This window comes from Pseudomonas sp. MF6396 (assembly GCF_002018915.1).
GTDB classification, from domain to species: Bacteria; Pseudomonadota; Gammaproteobacteria; order Pseudomonadales; family Pseudomonadaceae; genus Aquipseudomonas; species Aquipseudomonas palmensis.
Map to the genome: position 1 here is coordinate 18,744 of NZ_MVOK01000016.1, position 20,198 is coordinate 38,941.

The following is a 20,198-nucleotide window of genomic DNA, read 5'->3' on the forward strand; positions in this document are numbered from 1 at the left end:
AGCAGCGAGCGCGCAGGCCGTTTCGCCGGCAAGGCCGGCTCCTACACGACAGGTGCGGGAGCCGGCCCTGCCGCCACCTGATCGTACAGCCGCCGCAGCCGCTGCACTGCCGCCTCGATCTCGCCCACCTTGACCCCGCCGTACCCCAGCACCAGCAGGTTGTCGTCATCGGCGTCGGGCTCCACGCTGTAGCCGCCGCGCAGCACCAGCCCATGTGCCGGGGCCTGCGCCAGCATCTTGCGCGCCGTGCCCGGGGCACCGATGCGTACCGCCAGGTGCACCCCCGCCTGCCCCGCCGAGTACCCGATCAGCGCCCCGAACGCCTCGTCCAGGCACTGCTGCAGGCAACTGCGGCGCTGGGCGTACTCGGCGCGCATCTTGCGGATGTGCCGGGCGAAATGCCCTTCCTGGATGAAGTCGGCCATCGCCGCCTGAATCGACAGGTACCCTGGCCGGTACAGCTGGATCAGGCCCTTGCCGAAGGCTTCGGCCAGCCCCTCGGGCACCACAAGGTAACTCAGGCGCAGCCCCGGGAACATCACCTTGCTGAAGGTGCCCAGGTAGATCACCCGGTCTTCGCCACCGAGCCCCTGCAGCGACGGCATCGGCTCGATGTCGTACCGGAACTCGCTGTCGTAGTCATCCTCCACCACCCACAGGTTGTTGGCCTGGGCATACGCCAGCCAGTCACGCCGGCGCTGCAGCGACATGATGTTGCCGGTGGGGTACTGGTGCGACGGCGTGACGAACGCCAGCCGCGGCGCAGCAGCCGGCACTGCAGAAGGCAGGCAGGCGCCCTGCGCATCGATCGCCAGCGGCGCGCAGTGCAGCCCCGCCGCCGAAAACACCACCGGCGCCCCCCAATGGCAGGGGCTCTCGACCCACACGGTGTCCCCCGGGTCGCCCAGCAGCTTGGCCACCAGGTCCAGCGACTGGTGGGTGCCCTGGGTCACGATCACCTGCGCCGGGCTGCAACGGACCGCGCGGGCCGCATACAGGTAGGCACTGAGCGCCTCGCACAGCGGGCGGTAGCCGCCCTGATCCACGTAGCCGGCCAGGTGCGCCTGGCGCTTGCTCAGGTAGCGGTTGTGCAGGCGCTTCCAGATATGAAACGGAAACAGGTCGGCGTCCGATACGCCGCCCACGAAGGCGCCCTCCGCCCGCGCCACCGCGCCGAAGCGCGCGTTGATCGCCTTGCCCCGGGCCGACAGCGGCGCCTGATCGGGCGTATCGGGGGCCGGCACGCCGGTTTTCACCTGGGGCAAGGTGTCGGCCACGAAGGTGCCGCTGCCGGGCCGGGCGTACAGGTAGCCCTCATCGAGCAGACGGTCGTAGGCCAGCGACACGGTCAGGCGCGAGACCAGCAACTGCTCGGCCAGCGCCCGGGTGGAGGGCAACTTGTGGTTGACCGGCAGGCGCCGCTGCAGGATCGCCGCCTGGATCGCCTGGTACAACTGGCGCTGCAGGGTCACGCCGCCGTCGCGGTCCAGCGTGCCGACCAGCAGGTCGTGGAGAAGCGATGCCATCGGGTGCCTCACTGCAGGGGCGGAATCGGAACCGCGAGCATACAAGTGGCCTTAACAACTGATCAACTCTGGATATAACCGATATAGCCAAACAGGCCTATGTTCGAACCAGTGCTGGCCTGACACCCCAGCTTTCCCGGCAATCGACAGAGTGATGTTCAGTGACCCTTCACACACCCCCTGCCTTCGACGCATTGCTGGTCGCAGCTCCGCCCAAGGTTTCGGCCGAACAGGCGCAGGCCGTGGCAGCGCAGTACTTCGGCCTGCACGGCGCATGCCGCCTGCTCACCGGCGAGCGTGACCTCAACTTCCAGATCACCTGCGCCGACGGCGCCCAGTACCTGCTCAAGGTCTCCAACGCGGCCGAAGACCCGCAGGTGGCCGACTCAAGAACCAGGCGCTGCTGCACATCCAGCACTGCGACCCGACCCTGGCGGTGCAGCGCATCTACCCCAACACCAGCGGCAGCTACCAGATCCCGCTGATGTTCGATGGCCAGCCGCTGCTGGTGCGGCTGTTCTCGTTCGTCGACGGGATCTGCCTGCACCGCGTCGAACACCCCGACGTGGCGCTGCGCAGCAGCCTGGGCGAGCACCTGGCCCGCCTGGGGCTGGCCCTGCGCGGCTTCTTCCACCCCGGCGCCGGGCACGAGCTGCTGTGGGACCTCAAGCACGCCTCGCGGCTGAGCGACAAGATCGGCCTGATCCAGGACCGTGAAGAGCGCCAGCTGGCCCAGCACTTTCTGGACAACTTCGAGCGCCACGCACAACCGCACCTCAAGGGCCTGCGCGCCCAGGTGATCCACAACGACCTGAACCCGCACAACGTGATCGTCGATGCCAGCCAGCCGCACCCGGTGCGCAACATCCTCGATTTCGGCGACATGGTGCATGCCCCGCTGGTCAACGACCTGGCCGTGGGCGCCGCCTATCAACTGGGCAGCCAGGGCGACCCGCTGGAACACGCTGCACCGTTCATCCGCGCCTACCACCGCATCGCGCCGCTGGAGCCGCTGGAACAGGAACTGCTGGTGGACCTGATCGCCACCCGCCTGGTGCTGACCGTGACCATCACCAACTGGCGCGCTGCGCTGTACCCGGAAAACCGCACCTACATCCTGCGCAACGCGCCGTCTGCCTGGCGTGGCCTGAAGGCCCTGGCTGACGTGCCGCGCGAGGTCGCGCAGCAACAGATTCGTCGTATCTGCTCCGAGGAGACGCTGTAAATGACCATGATCAATGGCTTCACCGCCGAAGATGCCGCACGCCTTAGCGAAACCGAACGTGCCCTGATCGAGCGCCGTGCGCGCGTGCTGGGCCCGGCCTACCGCCTGTTCTACGAACACCCGCTGCACCTGGTCAAGGGTGAAGGCGTGTGGCTGTACGACGCCGACGGCAAGCGTTACCTGGATGCCTACAACAACGTGGCCTCCATCGGCCACTGCCACCCCAAGGTGGTCGAGGCGCTGTACGAGCAGGCCAAGGTGCTCAACACCCACACCCGCTACCTGCATGAAGGCATCCTCGACTATGCCGAGAAACTGCTGGCCACCTTCCCGCCCGAGCTGGACCAGGTGATGTTCACCTGCACCGGCAGCGAGGCCAACGACCTGGCCCTGCGCATCGCCCGTCAGTACACCGGCGGTACCGGCCTGATCGTGACCCAGCTGGCCTACCACGGCGTGACCGACCAGATCGCCGCCGCCTCGCCTTCGCTGGGTGCGGGCGTGCCGGTGGGTGACTTCGTGCGTACCGTGCGGGCTCCCGACGCCTACCGCCTGAGCGCCGAGAACGTGGCACAGATCTTCGCCGACGACGTGCGCGCCGCCATCGCCGACCTGCGCCGCTGCGGGATCAAGCCGGCAGCACTGCTGCTCGACGGCATCTTCGCCAGCGATGGCGTGCTGTCCGACCCGGCCGGCTTCCTGCAACAGGCGGTGGCCGTGGCCCGCGAAGAGGGCCTGCTGTACATCGCCGACGAGGTGCAATCGGGCTTTGGCCGTACCGGCTCGCACATGTGGGGCTACCAGCGCCATGGCGTGCAGCCCGACATCGTCACCATGGGCAAACCCATGGGCAACGGCCAGCCGATTGCCGGTGCGGTGTTCCGCGGCGAGGTGCTCGATGCGTTCGGTCGCACCGCCCGCTACTTCAACACCTTCGGCGGCAACCCGGTGTCATGTGCAGCAGCCAACGCGGTGCTCGACGTGATCCAGGGCGAAGGCCTGATGGCCAACTGCGCGGCGGTGGGCGAATACTTCAAGGCGGGTCTGCAAGGGCTTGCCGAGCGCTACCCGCTGATTGGCGACGTGCGCGGGGCCGGGCTGTTCGTGGGGGTCGAGTTGGTGACCGATCGTGCCAGCAAGGCGCCGGCCACCGAGGCAACGGCACGGGTGGTGAACGGCATGCGTGAACGTGGCGTGCTGATCAGTTCGGCGGGGCCGGCGGCCAACATCCTCAAGATCAGGCCGCAGTTGATCTTCCAGCGCGAGCATGCCGATCTGTTCGTGCAGACGCTGGAGGCGGTGCTGAAGTCGCTGAACTGACAGCGAGAGGCATTGACGGTTGTGGCCCTTTCGCCAGCAAGGCTGGCTCCTACAACGATTGGTGCAGGAGCCAGCCTTGCTGGCGAAGGGGTTCACTCACTTGGTCTTGGCAACCCAGGCATTGAAGCGCTGCTCGAGGTCTTCGCCGTTGTTGACCCAGAACTCGCTGTCCATCGGGATGGCCTGTGCCAGGTTGTCCGGCGCGGTGTTCAACTGCGCCGCCAGTGCAGGGTCAAGCAGCCCGGCGGTATGCAGGTTGGTCGACCCATAGCCCAGCTTGGTGGTGTGGATCTTCTGGTTTTCCGGGCGCAGCGAAAACGCGATGAAGTCCTCGGCCAGGGCCTTGTTCTTGCTGCCCTTGGGGATCGCCCACGAGTCGATCGCGTAGATGCTGCCATTCCATACCGTGTGCACATTGGCGCCGGCCGCCTGTGCGGCGAACACCCGGCCGTTGAACGCGGTGCTCATCACCACATCGCCGCTGGCCAGGAACTGCATCGGCTGCGCACCGGCCTCCCACCACTGGATGTCGGGCTTGATCTGGTCCAGCTTGCGGAATGCACGCTCCACCCCTTCCGGCGTCGACAACACCTTGTACACGTCGGCATACGGCACGCCATCGGCCATCAGTGCCGCTTCCAGGGTGTACTTGGCGCCCTTGCGCAGGCTGCGCTTGCCCGGAAACTTCTTGGTGTCCCAGAAATCGCTCCAGCCGGTAGGCGCCTGCTTGAGCTTGTCGCCGTTGTAGGCCAGTGCCATCGACCATACCAGCAGGCCGCCGCCGCAGTCCGACAGGGTGCCGGGCACGAAATCCGATTCCTTGCCGATACGGTTGAGGTCCAGGTGTTCGAACAGGCCCTCCTCGCAGCCACGGATCAGTTCGGCGCTCTCGACCTGCACCACGTCCCAGTTGACGCTGTTGGTGTCGACCATGACCTTGATCCGGCCCATTTCGCCGTTGTATTCACCCGCTACCACCTTGCTGTGGCTGGCGGCGGCAAAGGGGGCGTAGAAGGCCTCGGTCTGTACATCCTTGCTGGCACCGCCAAACGAAATCACGGTGATTTCGGCAGCAAGGGCGTTGGCGGCAAAAGCACTGAGCAACACGGCGGCAATGGTGGTTCTTTTCATGTCTACCTCTGTAATTTATTGGTTTTGGCAGAGTTGATACACGCTGGGCGTCCTTTCGGGTGGTCGCACTTCAGCTTCGGTAATCCACCTGATCACCACTGATCAGGCGCAAGGCGGCGGTCCAGGCCAACAGGTGAAGTTGCTGATCGAATTCGGCGTCGGACTGCTGCGCGGTCAGTTCGCAGACCGCTTCGTCCGGCAGGCGCAGCGGCGAGTTGCCCGCCAGTGCCTGTACCTGCGCCTGGCAGGCGCGCTCCAGGAAGTAGATCTGGTTGAAGGCTTCGGCAATGCAGCGCCCGGCGGCCAGCAGGCCATGGTTGCGCAGGATCATCGCCATGTGCGGGCCCAGGTCCCTGACCAGGCGCTCGCCTTCGGCCGGGTTCAGCGCAATGCCCTCGTAGTCGTGGTAACCCAGGCGGCGATAGAACTTCAGCGCATGCTGGGTGATCGGCAACAGCCCCTGCTCCTGGGCCGACACGGCCATGCCGGCAGCGGTATGGGTGTGCACCACACAGGCCAGGTCCGGACGTGCGGCGTGGATCGCCGAATGGATGTTGAAGCCGGCACGGTTGACGCTGCCGGCGTCATAGCCAGGGTCGATGGTGTTGCCGTGGTGGTCGATCTTGATCAGGTCCGAGGCGCGCATTTCGTGAAACAGCACGCCGTAGCGGTTGATCAGGAAATGCCCCGGCTCGCCGGGGACACGGGCCGAGATGTGCGTGTCGATCAGATCGGTCATGCGAAAGTGGGCCAGCAGCCGGTACAGCGCTGCCAGGTCGCAACGGGTCTGCCACTCTTCGGGCGAAACCTGCTGCGCGTCGATCCGCGGGGTGTTGGGGTGCATCGCGCCTCCTTGTTCATGGTATGTTTCGGGCACTTGGCCCGCCGGCATGCAGGGATGTTGCAGCAGCCCCCGGCGGCCCACCATGCACAGAACGCGCTGGTTGTGCCGGCCCTGTTATGGTGTTTTCACCAGTACACCCACCGCCACACCCTCGCCTGACGGATGTTTTCTATGATGTTGTTGGATGCCAGCTCGTCGCAGTCGCTGGTCAACCAGATCGTTGCGGGCATCACCCTCGCGATCAACGAACAGCGCTTGCGCCCGGGCACCAAGCTGCCCTCCATCCGCAAGTTCGCGCAAACCCACAAGGTCAGCCATTTCACCGCCGTCGAGGCTTATGACCGGCTGGTGGCCCTGGGTTACCTGACGGCGGTGCGCAATGCCGGCTTCTATGTACGCAGCGCCCCCGACACCCCCGCCCCGCCGCCGATGCCCAGTGCCAGCGACGATGCCTTCGACTTCGACGCCTACCTGCTGCTGCAGAAGGTGTTCCAGCCGCTGGGCATGGACCTGCGCCCGGGCATCGGCCTGCTGCCCGAGCCCTGGAGCGACGATGACGGGGTGCAGCGCAGCCTGCGCGCCCTGAGCCGCCGCGACCCGAGCGAGTTCACCGGCTACGGCCATGCCAAGGGGTGCGCCAACCTGCGCGCCCGGCTGGTGGAGAAACTGCTCGATACCCGAGTCAACGCCCACCCCGAGCAGATTCTGCTGACCAGCGGCGCCAGCCATGCGCTGGACCTGCTGGTGCGCTACCTGGTGCACCGCGGCGACAGCGTGCTGGTGGACGAACCGGGCTACCACAACCTGTTCCTCAACCTGCGCCTGCAGGGGGCCCGTCTGCTGGGGGTGCCACGCACCCGCGACGGCATCGACCTGGACGTGCTCGAGGCGCAGATCCGCGAACACCGGCCCAAGGTGTTCTTCACCAACACGCGCCTGCAATGCCCCACCGGCACCAGCCTGACACTGGCGGTGGCCCACCGTCTGCTGCAACTGGCGGAAAAGTACGACTTCCTGATCGTGGAAAACGACATCTACGCCGACCTCGACCCGTCCGACCAGCAGGCGCTGGCAGGCATGGACCAGCTGGCGCGGGTGATCTACGTGGCCAGCTTCTCCAAGAGCATCGCGCCGTCGCTGCGGGTGGGGTTCGTTGCCGCGCACCGCGACCTGATCGACGAACTGGTGCCACTGAAGATGGCCAGCGGCCTGACCACCTCGGCAATTGCCGAGGAACTGGCACTGGAGGTGCTGCTGCAGGGGCGCCACCGCAAGCACGTCAAGCAGTTGCAGGCCAACCTGGCCCTGGCCCATGAACAGGTGGCGCGCAAGCTCGAGGCGGTGGGCATGGAGATCTTCGTCAAGCCCCATGCGGGGTTGTTCCTGTGGGCCCGTCACCCCCAGGTCGAAGACGCCACGGCACTGGCCATGGACGCACGCGAACACAAGATTCTGCTCGCGCCCGGGCAACTGTTCATGCCCGATGCGCGGGTGGTGCCGTGGCTGCGTTTCAATGTGGCGCACGCGCAGGATGAGCGGATCTACCGGCTGTTGGAGCAGGCCGCGCACTGACCGGATTCGACTCGCCTCTTCGTCAGTAGGCGCCGGCCTTGCCGGCGAAGAGGCCCGCCCGGGCGACACCCCCGCAGGTCCGGAGAATCAGGCATGACACGCAGAGGAATGCCGGTGGGCACGCCCGTTGCCCGCGCGGACAATGCGCCGCCTCTACCGTCATTGCTTTTGCGAGGTTCCCCCATGTACACCGCCATCGGCTACGCCGCCCAGTCGGCCACCACACCCCTCGCCCCCATGACCTTCCAGCGCCGCAGCCCACGCCCCGACGACGTGGCCATCGAGATTCTCTACTGCGGCGTGTGCCACTCCGATATCCACCAGGCCCGCAACGAATGGGGCATCGCCGTGTACCCGCTGATGCCCGGCCACGAAATCGTGGGCAAGGTCACTGCCGTGGGCGCCAGCGTCAGCCGCTATCAGGTGGGTGACCTGGTGGGTGTGGGCTGCATGGTCGACTCCTGCCGCCACTGCCAGGCCTGCGCCGCCAACCTGGAACAGTACTGCCTCGAAGGCCCGACCATGACCTACGCCACCCCCGACCGGGTCGACGGCAGCAACACCATGGGCGGCTATTCCAGCAGTATCGTGGTCGACCAGCATTTCGTGGTGCGCATCCCGGCCGGCATGGACCTGGCCAGCGCCGCGCCGATCCTCTGCGCCGGCATCACCACCTATTCGCCGCTCAAGCACCACGGGGTCAAGGCCGGGCACAAGGTCGGCATCCTCGGCATGGGCGGCCTGGGTCACATGGGCATCAAGCTGGCCAAGGCCATGGGCGCCGAAGTCACCCTGTTCACCCGTTCGGCCAGCAAGGCCGAGGAAGCCCGCCGCCAGGGCGCCGACCATGTGGTGGTGTCCACCGATGCCGCGCAGATGGCCGCCGTGGCCGGGCACTTCGACTTTCTGCTCGACACCATCCCGGTGCAGCACGATCTCAACCCCTACCTGGAAACCCTGAAGTTCGACGGCGTGCACATCCTGGTGGGCCTGATCGAACCGGTGGAGCCGCCCCTGCACGCCGCCAACCTGGTGCTCAAGCGCCGCGTACTGGCCGGCTCGCTGATCGGCGGCATCGCCGAAACCCAGGAGGTGCTGGACTTCTGCGCCGAGCACGGCATTTGCTGCGACATCGAGATGCTCGACATCCAGCACATCAACGAGGCCTACAGCCGCATGATCGCCGGCGACGTGAAGTACCGCTTCGTGATCGACATGGCCTCGCTCAAGGCCTGAGCCCCCGCCTCACAGGTTGAAGCGCCCCAGCAGGTGGTGCTGTTGCCCCACCTGCTCCACCATCACCGCACACTGGCGCACCTGCACCTGGGTGCCTGCGGCCACTTCATGACTGATGTCGCGAATGGTCGTGGTGTTGCGGTTGATCTCTTCGCTGGTGGCGCTCTGCTGCTCGGCCGCGGTGGCGATCTGGGTGTTCATGTCGTTGATGCGGGTGATCGCCTGGCGAATGCGCACGAGCCTGTCGTTGGCCGCGCCCGCCTCCTCGGCGGTCTTGCCGGCGCTGTCGCGGTTGTGCTGCATGCGCGACTCGGCGTGGCGCACCCCGGCCTGCAGCTGGTCGATCATCTGGCGGATCTCCTGGGTCGACTGCTGGGTGCGCGAGGCCAGCGTGCGCACCTCGTCGGCCACCACCGCGAAACCTCGCCCCGTCTCGCCGGCACGTGCAGCCTCGATGGCAGCATTGAGCGCCAGCAGGTTGGTCTGCTCGGCAATGCTGGTAATCACCGCCAGGATCGACTCGATGTTGTCGCTGAGGCGCGACAGGTCATTGATTGCATGGCCAGTGTCGTCCATTTCGCTGGCCAGTTGCCGGATCGCCGCGGTCGAGCGTCGCACCACGTCCTCGCCGCCGTGTGCTTCCTCGTCGGCAATCACTGCGGCCTGCGCCGCTGCCTGGGCGTTGCGCGCGACGTCTTCGGCGGTGGAGGCCATCTCCTGCATGGCCGTGGCCAGTTGGTCCAGCTCCTGCAACTGGCGCTGCAGGCGCTCATCGGTCCGGGTGGCTTCGGCCGACGTCAGGTGGGTGCTCTCACGCACCTGGTTGGAGGTGCTCATCACCTGATGGATCAGGTTCTGCAGGTTGCCCAGAAAGCCGTTGAACTCGCGCGACACCAACGACACCTCGTCATTGCCGCCGTCGGGCAGGCGCCGCGTCAAGTCGCCGTCGCCCTGGTTGACCTCATGGAACGAGCGGTGCAGCAGCTCCAGCGGCTTGAGCAGGCGCCCGAGCAGCAGGCCCAGCACCACGAGGCTCACCAGCACGCCGAGCAGCGTGGCCAGCACTGCACGCCAGGTCAGGCTGTCGGCCTCGGCCATCACGATGCGCTGGTCGAGCACCACGCCGATCAGCCAGTCCATGCCCTCCAGGTAGGTCAGCGGGGTGAAGGACACCAGTGAATCGTGATCGCCGGTTCTAACCGTCTGCAGCTGGCTGTCCAGCGCCGGGTGCTGGCCATCGAACAGGCTGCTGTAGGGCTTGCCGTTGTACTGGCTGTCGGGGTGGGAAATGATCGTGCCGTTGCGGCTGAGCAGAAAGGCATGGCCGGCGCCGTTGAAGTCCAGGGTATTGATGGCATCGGCCACGCTCTTGAGGCGGATATCGCCGCCCAGCACGCCGGCGAAGGTAGCGCCATCGTGGAGGCGCGTGACCGCCGAAATCAGCGTTTCGCCAGTGGCCGAGTCGATGTAGGGTTCGGTGAGCACCGCCTTGTCGGCGCCCTTGGCGACGGCATACCAGGGCCGTGTGCGCCCGTCCCAGCTCGCATCGGGGCGCCAGCTGGGCGTGTTGGTGAGGGGTTTGCCGTCGCGTTGCAAGGCGCCGAATATCAGGATGAACTCGTCCTTGAGCATCGGGCTGTCGATGATGCGCTGGGTGTTTTCAGGGCTGTAGCGGCTGTCGATGGCCTGCGCCACCAGGCCCATGAGCTTGAGCTTGGCGTTCAGCCAGTTCTCTATCTGCCGGGCCAGGGCACCGCTGGACTCGGCGATGCCGGCAGACACTTGCTTGTGCAGGGCGTCGCGCACCTGGCTGACCTGCGTGACCGACAGCAATCCGGTGGTAATGAACAGCAATGTGGCGGCCGCCAGGCCAGCCTTGTGAACGATCTTCATGCCTGCACTCCGTGCCGAATCGAGCAAACGGGCATGCTAGGCAGGCGTACTGGCACACTGCAATCAACGTTGCGATGATTGCCCGGTGCCGTAATGGGGATTGTTTACCGGCATCACGGCCACTGCTTGTAGGACGAACCCGGCGGGCGGCATCCGCGCCGCGGGCAGGCAAAAAAAAACCAGGGCCGTTTGCGGCCCTGGTCTTTTTCGTCATGGTGCCTGTCAGCCCTTGAGCTGCCTGGCCGCACGCACGTGCATGAACACGCCCATCAGTGCCACGATGGCCGCCGCCGCACCGGTGGAGAACACCAGTACCTGGTAGTCCGGCACAAAGGCCATGGTCACCAGGCACCCGATGATGAACACGATCACCAGGTAGGTCAGCCACGGGAACAGCCACATCTTCAGGCGGATTTCCTTGCCCTCGGCTTCCAGCTTGCGGCGCATCTTCAGTTGCGAGAACGCGATCACCAGGTACACCAGCAAGGCGATCATGCCGGTGGTGTTCATCAGCACGTCCAGCACGTCTTTCGGGCGCAGGGTGTCGCTGAAGTTGATCAGGGCGACGAACACCGCCACCGAGCACGAACCGATGATGGCGAACACCGGCACACCGGTACCGGCGCGGGTGATCTTGAAGAACGACGGTGCATCACCGCGGGTCGACAGCGAGAACAGCATGCGCGAGGCGGTGTAGTGCGCCGAGATCAGGCAGCTGCTCACCGAGGTCAGCACCACGAAGTTCATCACGAACTCAGCGCCCGGAATGCCCAGCAGTTCCAGGGTACGACGGTACGAACCGTAGCCCGACTGGCCCATCAGCGGGTCGTTCCACGGCACCAGGGCCACGATCAGGAAGATCGAACCCACATAGAACAGGCACACACGCCACACCACCGAGTTGGTGGCCTTGACGATCTGCTCGGACGGGTTCTTCGACTCGGCGGCCGCGATGGTCACGATTTCGGCGCCCAGGAAGGCGAACATCACCCCCAGCATGGCCACCACCACTGCCTCCACCCCATTGGGCATGAAGCCCTGGGCCGTGAGGTTGCTGATGCCGTGGACCTCACCGGTGGGCCACAGGTTGGCCACGGCCAGCCCGCACACCACAAGGAAGCATATGATCGCCACCACCTTTATCAGCGCGAACCAGAATTCGAACTCCCCGTAGTGCTTGACGTTGAAGAAGTTGACGCTGATCAGCACCAGGGTAGTGGCCAGCACGAACACGTTGACGCTGATGGAGGGGAACCAGCCGTGCAGGATCTTGCCCGCCACGTAGGCTTCCCAGGCCATCAGGATGACCCAGAACCACCAGTACAACCAGCCGATGGTGAAGCCTGCCCAGCGCCCGATGGCGCGCTCGGCGTAGGTGGAGAACGAGCCGGTGTCTGGCGAGGAGGTGGCCATTTCACCCAGCATGCGCATGATCAGCACCACCAGGATGCCGCCGGCCAGGTACGCCAGGATGGCGGCCGGCCCGGCGCTGTGGATCACACTCCCCGAGCCCACGAACAGCGCACCGCCGATCACCCCGGCGATGGACATCATGGTCAGGTGGCGCGATTTGAGCGAAGCGCTAAGCTTGCTCTCGGGCTCCACCTTGGAGGATGTGGAAGTCGATGTAGCGTCCATCAGTTGTCTACCCCTTGTTTTTCTTTTTCCAGCGAACACGCAAGACCGGCGAATGCCGGGCTTCATTGCTCGTCAGTGTCTGATTGTGTACGGGATGGATCGCAAACCCGGCGGGCATCCATGGCCTTGAAGGTCGGCAATCGTGCTGTGCACGCCCGGGGGCTTGCCCCTGGCGGTAGTGATCGGGCCTCTCAACATGCTTTAGCTGGCGAATACAGACCCCTAATGTAAAAATGTACGACACAGAGAGCCATGCACAGCGCCGTGAAATATGCACTGCACTGTACAGGCCGCCAATGCAGTACACCCCCGTTCCCTGCAGGCGCCAGGCGTTACGCACCCTGAAGGCACAGCCCCAACATGCTTGAATTACGACCCGACTCCGCCCCCCCGCTCGTCAACCAGATCATCAACGGGTTGCGTGAGTTGATCGAGAACCAGACCCTCAAACCCGGTGCCAAGGTACCGTCCATCCGCGCCTTCGCCGCCACCTACTCGGTCAGCACCTTCACCGTGGTCGAAGCCTACGATCGGCTGGTGGCCCAGGGCCTGCTGGTCAGCCGCGGCAATGCCGGCTTCTTCGTCAACCGCTCGGTCAACGAGCGCATCGAAAGCCAGGCCAGCGACGCCGAGCCGGGCAAGCCGGAGTTCAACTCCGAGTGGTACCTGCAGAACATCTTCGAAAGCCGCCAACTGGCCTTCAAGCCCGGCTGTGGCTGGCTGCCCAACGAGTGGATGTTCGAGGACGGCCTGCGCCGCGGCCTGCGCCAGGTGGCCGGCAGCGTGATGGAACTGAGCGGTTACGGCGACCCCATGGGCCTGCTCGAGCTGCGCACCCTCACCGCGCAGAACCTGGAACAGGACCAGCGCATCGTGGCCAACCCCAACCAGCTGATGCTCACCCACGGCGCCAGCCAGGCGCTGGACCTGGCGGTGCGCACCCTGGTGCGCCCAGGCGATGTGGTGCTGGTGGACGACCCGGGCTACCCCAACCTGATGAGCATCCTGCGCTTTCAGGGCGCCACCCTGATCGGCGTGCCGCGCACCCCGGCCGGGTATGACCTGGAGCATCTCGAGCGGCTGCTGGCCCACCACCGGCCCACGGTGTTCTTCACCCAGCCGCACCTGCACAGCCCCACCTGCTCGCGCACCCCGCTGGCGCAACTGCACCGCCTGCTGCAACTGTCGGCGCAACACGGCTTTCGCCTGGTGGAGAACAACCTGTACGCCGACATGGTGGCCGAACCGCAACCGTGCCTGAGCAGCCTGGACCACCTGCAGCAGGTGGTGTACGTGGGCAGCTATTCCAAGAGCATCTCGCCGAACGTGCGGGTGGGCTACATGCTGGCCAACCCCGAACTGATCCAGAAGCTGCTGCAACTGAAGATGCGCTCGGGCCTGACCACCTCACAGGTGATGGAGCGCGTGGTGTATGCGGCCATCACCGATGGGCGCTGGCGCAAGCACCTCAAGCGCCTGCGCCAGCGCCTGGCCGAGGCGCAGCAGGAGGTCAGCCGGCGCCTGAACCGCCTGGGCTTCGAGATTTTCGTCGAGTCCGACGAGGGCATGTACCTGTGGACCCGCCACCCGCAGATCGCCAACAGCGCAGCGCTGGTGGACGACGCCCTGGAGCGCGGCATCATGATCGGCCCCGGCCAGTTGTTCATGGTCGACGCCCAGGCCACCGGCTGGATGCGCTTCAACGTGGCGTTCAGCACCGACCCGGCCTTGTGGCAGCAACTGGAAAAGCTGTTCGCCCGTCACGCCGCCTGAACCTGAGCAATTTTGTTCAATACGCCGCCCCCGGCCCCGCCACACACTTCCTGGACCCACATCCATAGAAGTGAAGGTTACATGGAGCAGTTCCTGATCATTGCAGCAGCGCACTTTCTGGCGCTGCTGTCACCCGGGCCGGATTTCTTCCTGGTGGCACGCACCTCCCTGGCCACCAACTGGCGCGTGGCCAGCGGAGCCTGCCTGGGCATCGCACTGGCCAACGGGGTGTTCATCGTCGCCGCCTTTACCGGCGTGTCGGTGCTGCAGCCGCACAGCACGCTGTTCATCGTGCTGCAACTGGCCGGTTGCGCCTACCTGCTGTACCTGGGCTGGCTGTTCATCCGCCATGCCGGTGCCAGCACGCTGGAGGTTGCCCCGCAGGGGTCGCCGGCACCGTCGCCCGCGGCCACCACCTGGCTGGGCGCCGCCGGCATGGGGGTGGTGTCCGGCATCCTCAACCCCAAGAACGCGCTGTTCTACGCCAGCCTGGCGGCCATGCTGAGCGGGCCGCAGGCAAGCCCTGGCTGGAAGCTGGCCTACGGCCTGTGGATGTTCGGCGTGGTGCTGGCGTGGGACCTGCTGGTGGCGGTGGTGATCGGCAACCGCCACGTGCGCCGCCGCTTCGCCCGTGCCCTGCCGTGGCTAGAGCGGGCCACGGGGGCGATGCTGGTGCTGCTGGCGCTGGGCGTGATCGCGGTAATGGCGCTGGGCTAGCACCGGGGCGTGGGGTAGGCTATGAGGCTTCTTTTACCTGTTTTCAGGGATACCTATTGGCCGCTGCATGGGGCACAGTCGCCCCCACCGCGCGCCCGAGACTGCCCATGCCTATCCAGACGACTGTTCCCGAACCCACGCTGCTCGCGCCGGTACTGCTGGTGGAGGACGAGCCGCTGATCCACCGCCGCCTGGAAGCCCTGCTGCTGCAACTGGGCTACCGGCCCGAGGCCCTGCTGTTCGCCAGCTCGCTGGCCGAGGCCCGCGCCTGCCTGGCAGTGCAGCCGGTGGCGCTGGCGCTGGTAGACCTGGGCCTGCCCGACGGCAACGGCATCGAGCTGATCGAAGAGATGCACGCCACCGACCCCGGCCAGGCGATCCTGGTGATCTCGGCATGGAGCACCGAAGACACCCTGCTCGCGGCGCTGCGGGCAGGCGCCACCGGCTATGTGCTCAAGGAACGCGACGACCTGGAGATCCTGTTGTCGCTGCGCAGCGTGCTGCGCGGCGGCGCCCCCATCGACCCGTTCGTGGCCCGGCGCATCATCGAGGAACTGCGCCCGGGGGCCGCCCAGCCGGTCGACACCGCCGATGGCGAACGCCTGACCCCGCGTGAAGACCAGATCCTGCGCCTGGTGGCCGAGGGCCTGGGCAACCGCGAAATCGCCGAACAGCTGAACCTGTCGCGCTACACCGTCGAATGCCACGTCAAACGCATCTATCGCAAGCTGGCGGTGTCTTCGCGCACCCGCGCCATCCATGCGGCACGCACGCGTGGTCTGCTCGATTGAGAGGCCTGATGGCGTGCTGGCTGCTCGTCCTGTGCCTGTCGGGTGCAGCGCAGGCTGCAACGCCGGGCGGTGCAAGCTGCACCGTGCAGGTGCTGTCGGTAGCCGCCGCCCAGGGTGATGACCAGGGCAACCGCCCCGAGGCCGGCCCCTGGCAGGCCGTGACCCTGCCCGACGACTGGAGCCGACGCTGGCCGCAGCACGACGGCACGGTGTGGTACCGCCTCCAGTGGCAGCGCGACTGCGCGGCCGGTCAACGCAGGCCGGTGGCACTGACGCTGCGCTCGGTGATCATGGCCGGCGAAGTGTTCGTCAACGACCAGCGCCTGTGGCGTGACAGCCAGCTGAGCGAGCCGCTGTCACGCAGCTGGAACATGCCCCGCTACTGGCACCTGCCCGAAGGCCTGCTGCACGAAGGCGTCAACACGCTGTGGGTACGTGTGGTGGGCCTGGCGGTACAGTCACCCGGGCTGGGGCCGGTGTACCTGGGGGATGAGGCCTCGGCACGCCAGCTGTATGAAGAGTTGCTGTGGACCAACCGCTCGTTGTTCGTGCTCAACCTGACCGTCTCGGCGGTGCTGGGCGGGCTGTTCTTCTGTATCTGGGTGATCCGCCGCGAGCAACGGATCTTTGGCTGGTATGCGGCCATGGCCCTGTGCTGGGTGCTGTTCATCGCCAATATACTGATGACCAGCCCCTGGCCCTTCTCCACCACCCTGATGGCTGCGCGCTTCAACGGCATCGCACTGGTGATGTACGTCACCTGTTTCTGCGTGTTTGTCTGGCGCTTTGGCGGGCAATCGCTGCCGCGCCTGGAGAAGGCACTCTGGCTGCTGACTGCCGCACTGGTGGCCTTGATGGCACTGGCCCCGGATGCCCGCGTCGGCAACGCGCAACTGGTGGCGGTGCTGAGCACGGCGACGGTGTTTTTCCTCAACTGCCTGCAGTTTCAGCTGCATGCCTTGCGCACCCGGCGGCCCGAGCATGTGTGGCTGGCCGCCAGCCTGCTGATATTCATGCTGGCCGGGGCCCATGACCTGCTGATAATGCTGAAGCTGATCGGCGAAACGCCCGCGTGGACACCGCTCACCAGTGTGGTGACGACCCTGTGCATGTCGGTGGTGCTGGGCTTGCGCCATGCGCGCAGCGTGCGCCGTATCGAGCGCTTCAACCTGGAGCTGGCCGAAGGCATCGAGCGCGCTCGCGGGGAACTGGCCACCACCCTCGAACGCGAACACGCCCTGGCGCTGACCAACTCCCGCCTGCAGGACCGCCTGCAGATCGCCCACGACCTGCATGATGGGCTGGGCGGCTCGCTGGTGCGCATGATGGCCATGGTCGAGCAGGCCAGCACGCCGCTGCAGGGCCCGCAGTTTCTGTCGATGCTCAAATTGCTGCGTGATGACCTGCGCCAGACCATCGACAATGGCTCTAGCGCCGGCATCAAGGTGCCGGCCACGCCGCAGGAATGGATCGCCCCGCTGCGCCATCGCTTCACCCAGCTGTTCGACGAACTGGATGTGACCTGCACCTGGCACTTTGCCGCGCAGTGGCGCACACCGCCCAGCGCCTTGCAGTGCATGGCATTGACACGCCTGGTGGAAGAGTCGCTGACCAATGTGGTCAAGCACAGCCGTGCCCGGCATGTGCAGGTTGAGCTGCAGCAGCCGCAGCCCGACAGCCTGGAGCTGAACATCGAGGATGACGGTATCGGCTTCGACGTGCTGGCGGTACAGCGCGCCGGGGTGAGCGTGGGCATGCGCAGCATGCATGCGCGCATCGCCCGGGTGGGCGGTCAGTTGGAGGTGGTTTCGCTGCCGGGTTGTACGCGGCTTGTTGCACGCCTTGCGCTGCAACGGGAGGTGCCGGCCAGCGTGTGAGCCGGTACTGCAGGCATTCGCTTGGCCGGCAAGGCCGGCCCCTGCAGGGGTTGTGCTGCTCTGCAGAGGCCGGCCTTGCCGACGAACGCGCTACTTCACATCGAAACGGTCCAGGTTCATCACTTTGGCCCAGGCCGCCACGAAGTCGCTGACGAACTGCTGCTGCGCATCCGCACTGGCATACACCTCGGCCACGGCCCGCAATTGCGCGTTCGAGCCGAACACCAGGTCGACCCGGGTCGCGGTCCACTTCACCTGCCCGCTTTTGCGATCACGCCCTTCGAACGCCTGAGCGGCCTCGGACACCGGCTTCCACTCCACGCCCATGTCCAGCAGGTGGGTGAAGAAGTCATTGGTCAGCGCCTGCGGCCGCTGGGTGAACACGCCATGGCTGCTCTGGCCCACATTGGCCCCCAGCACCCGCAGGCCGCCCACCAGCACCGTCATCTCCGGTGCACTGAGCGTCAGCAGTTGCGCCTTGTCGATCAGCAGCGCTTCGGCCGGCACGCGGTAGTGCCCCTTGAGGTAGTTGCGAAAACCATCGGCAATGGGTTCGAGAAAGCCGAACGACTCCACGTCCGTCTGCTCCTGGCTGGCATCGGTGCGCCCCGGCGTGAACGGCACCGTGACCGTATGCCCGGCGTTTTTCGCAGCCTGCTCGACGCCGGCGTTGCCCGCCAGCACGATCAGATCGGCCAGGGAGATCTTCTTGCCACCGGCCTGCGCCCCATTGAATTCGTTCTGGATGCCTTCCAGGGTCGCGAGCACGGTGGCCAGCTGTTCGGGCTGGTTGGCCTGCCAGAACTTCTGCGGGGCCAGGCGCAGCCGCCCGCCATTGGCACCGCCGCGCTTGTCCGAGCCCCTGAAGGTGGAAGCCGCCGCCCATGCGGTGGACACCAGCTGCGCCACCGACAGGCCCGAGGCCAGTACCTTGGCCTTGAGCGCAGCGATGTCGCCATCATCGACCAGCGGGTGGTCGACCTTGGGAATCGGGTCTTGCCACAGCAACTCCTCAGCGGGCAGTTCCGGGCCCAGGTAGCGCGACAGCGGGCCCATGTCACGGTGGATCAGCTTGTACCAGGCGCGGGCAAAGGCATCGCTCAGCTGGTCGGGGTTTTCCAGGTAGCGGCGCGAGATCTTCTCGTAGATCGGGTCGAAGCGCAGCGACAGGTCGGTGGTCAGCATGGTGGGGTTGCGCCGCTTGGACGGGTCGTGGGCGTCGGGGATGATGCCGGCCCCGGCGCCGCCCTTGGGCGTCCACTGGTGGGCCCCGGCCGGGCTCTTGGTCAGCTCCCACTCGAAGCCGAACAGGTTCTCCAGGAAGTTGTTGCTCCAGCGGGTCGGGGTGGTGGTCCAGGTCACTTCCAGGCCGCTGGTGATGGTGTCCGGGCCCTTGCCGGTGCCGAAGCTGTTCTTCCAGCCCAGGCCCTGTTCCTCCAGGCCTGCCGCTTCAGGCTCGGGGCCCACGTTGTCGGCCGGGCCGGCGCCGTGGGTCTTGCCGAAGGCGTGGCCGCCGGCGATCAGGGCCACGGTTTCCTCGTCGTTCATGGCCATGCGCCCGAAGGTCTCGCGAATGTCCTTGGCGGCGGCGACCGGGTCGGGGTTGCCTTCCGGGCCTTCCGGGTTCACGTAGATCAGCCCCATCTGCACTGCGGCCAGGGGGTTCTCCAGGTTGCGGCCCTGCTCGGTACGGCTTTCTTCGTTGCCGTGCTGCTCGGGTTCGGCCACCAGGGTGCCCTCGCCCGGCGGCTGCATGGCTTCAGGGTCTTTGCCGTAGCGCGTGTCGCCGCCCAGCCACTTGTTCTCCGAGCCCCAGTACACGTCCTCGTCCGGCGCCCACACGTCCGGGCGACCGCCGGAAAAGCCGAAGGTCTTGAAGCCCATCGACTCCAGCGCCACGTTGCCGGTGAGCACGATCAGGTCGGCCCAGGAAATCGCCCGCCCGTACTTCTGCTTGATCGGCCACAGCAGCCGCCGCGCCTTGTCGAGGCTGACGTTGTCGGGCCAGCTGTTGAGCGGCGCGAAGCGCTGCTGGCCGGAGCCGGCACCGCCGCGCCCGTCGCCGGTACGGTAGGTGCCCGCACTGTGCCAGGCCATGCGCACGAACAGTGGCCCGTAATGGCCGAAGTCGGCCGGCCACCAGTCCTGCGAGTCGGTCATCAGCGCGGTGAGGTCCTGCTTGAGGGCCTGGAAGTCCAGGCTCTTGAACGCCTGGGCATAGTCGAAGCCCTCGCCCAGCGGGTCGGCCTGGGGCACGTGCTGATGCAGGATCTTCAGGTTGAGCTGGTTGGGCCACCAGTCACGGTTGGTGGTGCCACCGCCGGCGGCATGATTGAACGGGCATTTCGATTCAGTTGCCATGTGAGAGCTACCCTTGGTCGAGTTCATGTCGCCAGGCAGCCCTGCCAGGGCGCCGTGGCAACGTGCGAAATCAGTTACACAGGTTGCATCGTCAACGACTCGAACGGCTGAGCGCCGCGATCTTGTCTCTTCATCAGGATGGGTCGGCCAGCTGGCACCGGCACCGAACTAAGGCTAGTTCGCCGCCCCCGAGTCGGCAAATAGCCGCAGTATTGGTGGGTGATAGCCATAATCTCTTATACGGAACCCGCCAGGGAGCAGAAGGTAGGACAAACGCTCGCTGAGCCGTGCACC

Annotated in this window: 15 protein-coding genes and 1 pseudogene; 9 read left to right on the forward strand and 7 right to left on the reverse strand. The window is 66.1% G+C overall.

Annotated features, from left to right (window positions below):
- Positions 1-41: 41 nt before the first annotated feature.
- Entirely contained in the window at positions 42-1,526 is a 1,485-nt protein-coding gene (gene pdxR, locus MF6396_RS16930) for a MocR-like pyridoxine biosynthesis transcription factor PdxR (RefSeq protein WP_078481033.1), read from the reverse strand.
- Between the two features lie 161 nt (positions 1,527-1,687).
- On the opposite strand from pdxR, the gene MF6396_RS29050 reads away from it, so the two are divergent.
- From MF6396_RS29050 to MF6396_RS16940, 3 genes are read left to right on the forward strand one after another with little or no spacing between them, the layout of a single operon-like run.
- A complete protein-coding gene (locus MF6396_RS29050; protein ID WP_238596452.1) occupies positions 1,688-2,011 on the forward strand; it encodes a hypothetical protein in 324 nt (107 codons plus the stop codon).
- Positions 1,963-2,751 carry a phosphotransferase gene (locus MF6396_RS16935; RefSeq protein ID WP_238596453.1) on the forward strand — a complete coding sequence of 263 codons (789 nt, stop codon included), beginning with the start codon at positions 1,963-1,965 and terminating at the stop codon, positions 2,749-2,751. The genes MF6396_RS29050 and MF6396_RS16935 overlap by 49 nt, the downstream gene beginning before the upstream one ends.
- Positions 2,752-4,071, forward strand: a complete 1,320-nt coding sequence (locus MF6396_RS16940) for an aspartate aminotransferase family protein (protein WP_078481034.1) — start codon at positions 2,752-2,754, stop codon at positions 4,069-4,071.
- 96 nt (positions 4,072-4,167) lie between these two features.
- Here the strand turns inward: MF6396_RS16940 and MF6396_RS16945 are convergent, their stop codons facing one another.
- Together MF6396_RS16945 and MF6396_RS16950 are read right to left on the reverse strand one after the other, a co-directional pair.
- Positions 4,168-5,202, reverse strand: coding sequence for an ABC transporter substrate-binding protein (locus MF6396_RS16945; RefSeq protein WP_078481036.1), 1,035 nt, complete (start codon positions 5,200-5,202; stop codon positions 4,168-4,170).
- Between the two features lie 70 nt (positions 5,203-5,272).
- The gene (locus MF6396_RS16950; protein WP_078481037.1) at positions 5,273-6,046 is read right to left on the reverse strand and encodes a class II aldolase/adducin family protein; all 774 of its coding nucleotides are present in this window, start codon (positions 6,044-6,046) and stop codon (positions 5,273-5,275) included.
- Positions 6,047-6,217: 171 nt separating this feature from the next.
- On the opposite strand from MF6396_RS16950, the gene MF6396_RS16955 reads away from it, so the two are divergent.
- Both MF6396_RS16955 and MF6396_RS16960 read left to right on the forward strand, forming a co-directional pair.
- On the forward strand, positions 6,218-7,618 hold the full coding sequence (locus MF6396_RS16955) for an aminotransferase-like domain-containing protein (protein WP_043861693.1): 1,401 nt from the start codon (positions 6,218-6,220) through the stop codon (positions 7,616-7,618).
- A 183-nt stretch (positions 7,619-7,801) separates the two neighbouring features.
- A complete protein-coding gene (locus tag MF6396_RS16960; protein WP_043861692.1) occupies positions 7,802-8,854 on the forward strand; it encodes an NAD(P)-dependent alcohol dehydrogenase in 1,053 nt (350 codons plus the stop codon).
- Between the two features lie 9 nt (positions 8,855-8,863).
- On the opposite strand, the gene MF6396_RS29520 is transcribed toward MF6396_RS16960, so the two are convergent.
- The 3 genes and pseudogenes from MF6396_RS29520 to MF6396_RS16970 form a co-directional block, all read right to left on the reverse strand.
- A complete protein-coding gene (locus MF6396_RS29520; RefSeq protein WP_370409199.1) occupies positions 8,864-9,691 on the reverse strand; it encodes a methyl-accepting chemotaxis protein in 828 nt (275 codons plus the stop codon).
- Positions 9,692-9,721: 30 nt separating this feature from the next.
- Positions 9,722-10,747: pseudogene (locus MF6396_RS29525) on the reverse strand (HAMP domain-containing protein); the annotation flags it as partial.
- Between the two features lie 222 nt (positions 10,748-10,969).
- Positions 10,970-12,385: an amino acid permease gene (locus MF6396_RS16970; RefSeq protein ID WP_043861690.1), complete on the reverse strand. Its 1,416-nt coding sequence runs from the start codon at positions 12,383-12,385 to the stop codon at positions 10,970-10,972.
- A gap of 360 nt (positions 12,386-12,745) precedes the next feature.
- Between MF6396_RS16970 and MF6396_RS16975 the strand changes: the two genes are divergently transcribed.
- The 4 genes from MF6396_RS16975 to MF6396_RS16990 all read left to right on the forward strand — a co-directional run bounded on the left by MF6396_RS16975 (position 12,746) and on the right by MF6396_RS16990 (position 17,543).
- Complete coding sequence (locus MF6396_RS16975; protein ID WP_043861689.1) at positions 12,746-14,158, forward strand: aminotransferase-like domain-containing protein; 1,413 nt, start codon at positions 12,746-12,748, stop codon at positions 14,156-14,158.
- 81 nt (positions 14,159-14,239) lie between these two features.
- Positions 14,240-14,875, forward strand: coding sequence for a LysE family translocator (locus tag MF6396_RS16980; protein WP_058540384.1), 636 nt, complete (start codon positions 14,240-14,242; stop codon positions 14,873-14,875).
- 107 nt (positions 14,876-14,982) lie between these two features.
- The gene (locus tag MF6396_RS16985; protein WP_058540385.1) at positions 14,983-15,666 is read left to right on the forward strand and encodes a LuxR C-terminal-related transcriptional regulator; all 684 of its coding nucleotides are present in this window, start codon (positions 14,983-14,985) and stop codon (positions 15,664-15,666) included.
- 8 nt (positions 15,667-15,674) lie between these two features.
- Positions 15,675-17,543: a sensor histidine kinase gene (locus MF6396_RS16990; protein ID WP_202971266.1), complete on the forward strand. Its 1,869-nt coding sequence runs from the start codon at positions 15,675-15,677 to the stop codon at positions 17,541-17,543.
- Positions 17,544-17,633: 90 nt separating this feature from the next.
- Here MF6396_RS16990 and katG read toward each other — a convergent pair whose 3' ends face one another.
- Positions 17,634-19,904 (reverse strand): catalase/peroxidase HPI, encoded by a 2,271-nt coding sequence (gene katG, locus MF6396_RS16995; RefSeq protein ID WP_043861685.1) that lies wholly within the window; start codon positions 19,902-19,904, stop codon positions 17,634-17,636.
- Positions 19,905-20,198 lie beyond the last annotated feature (294 nt).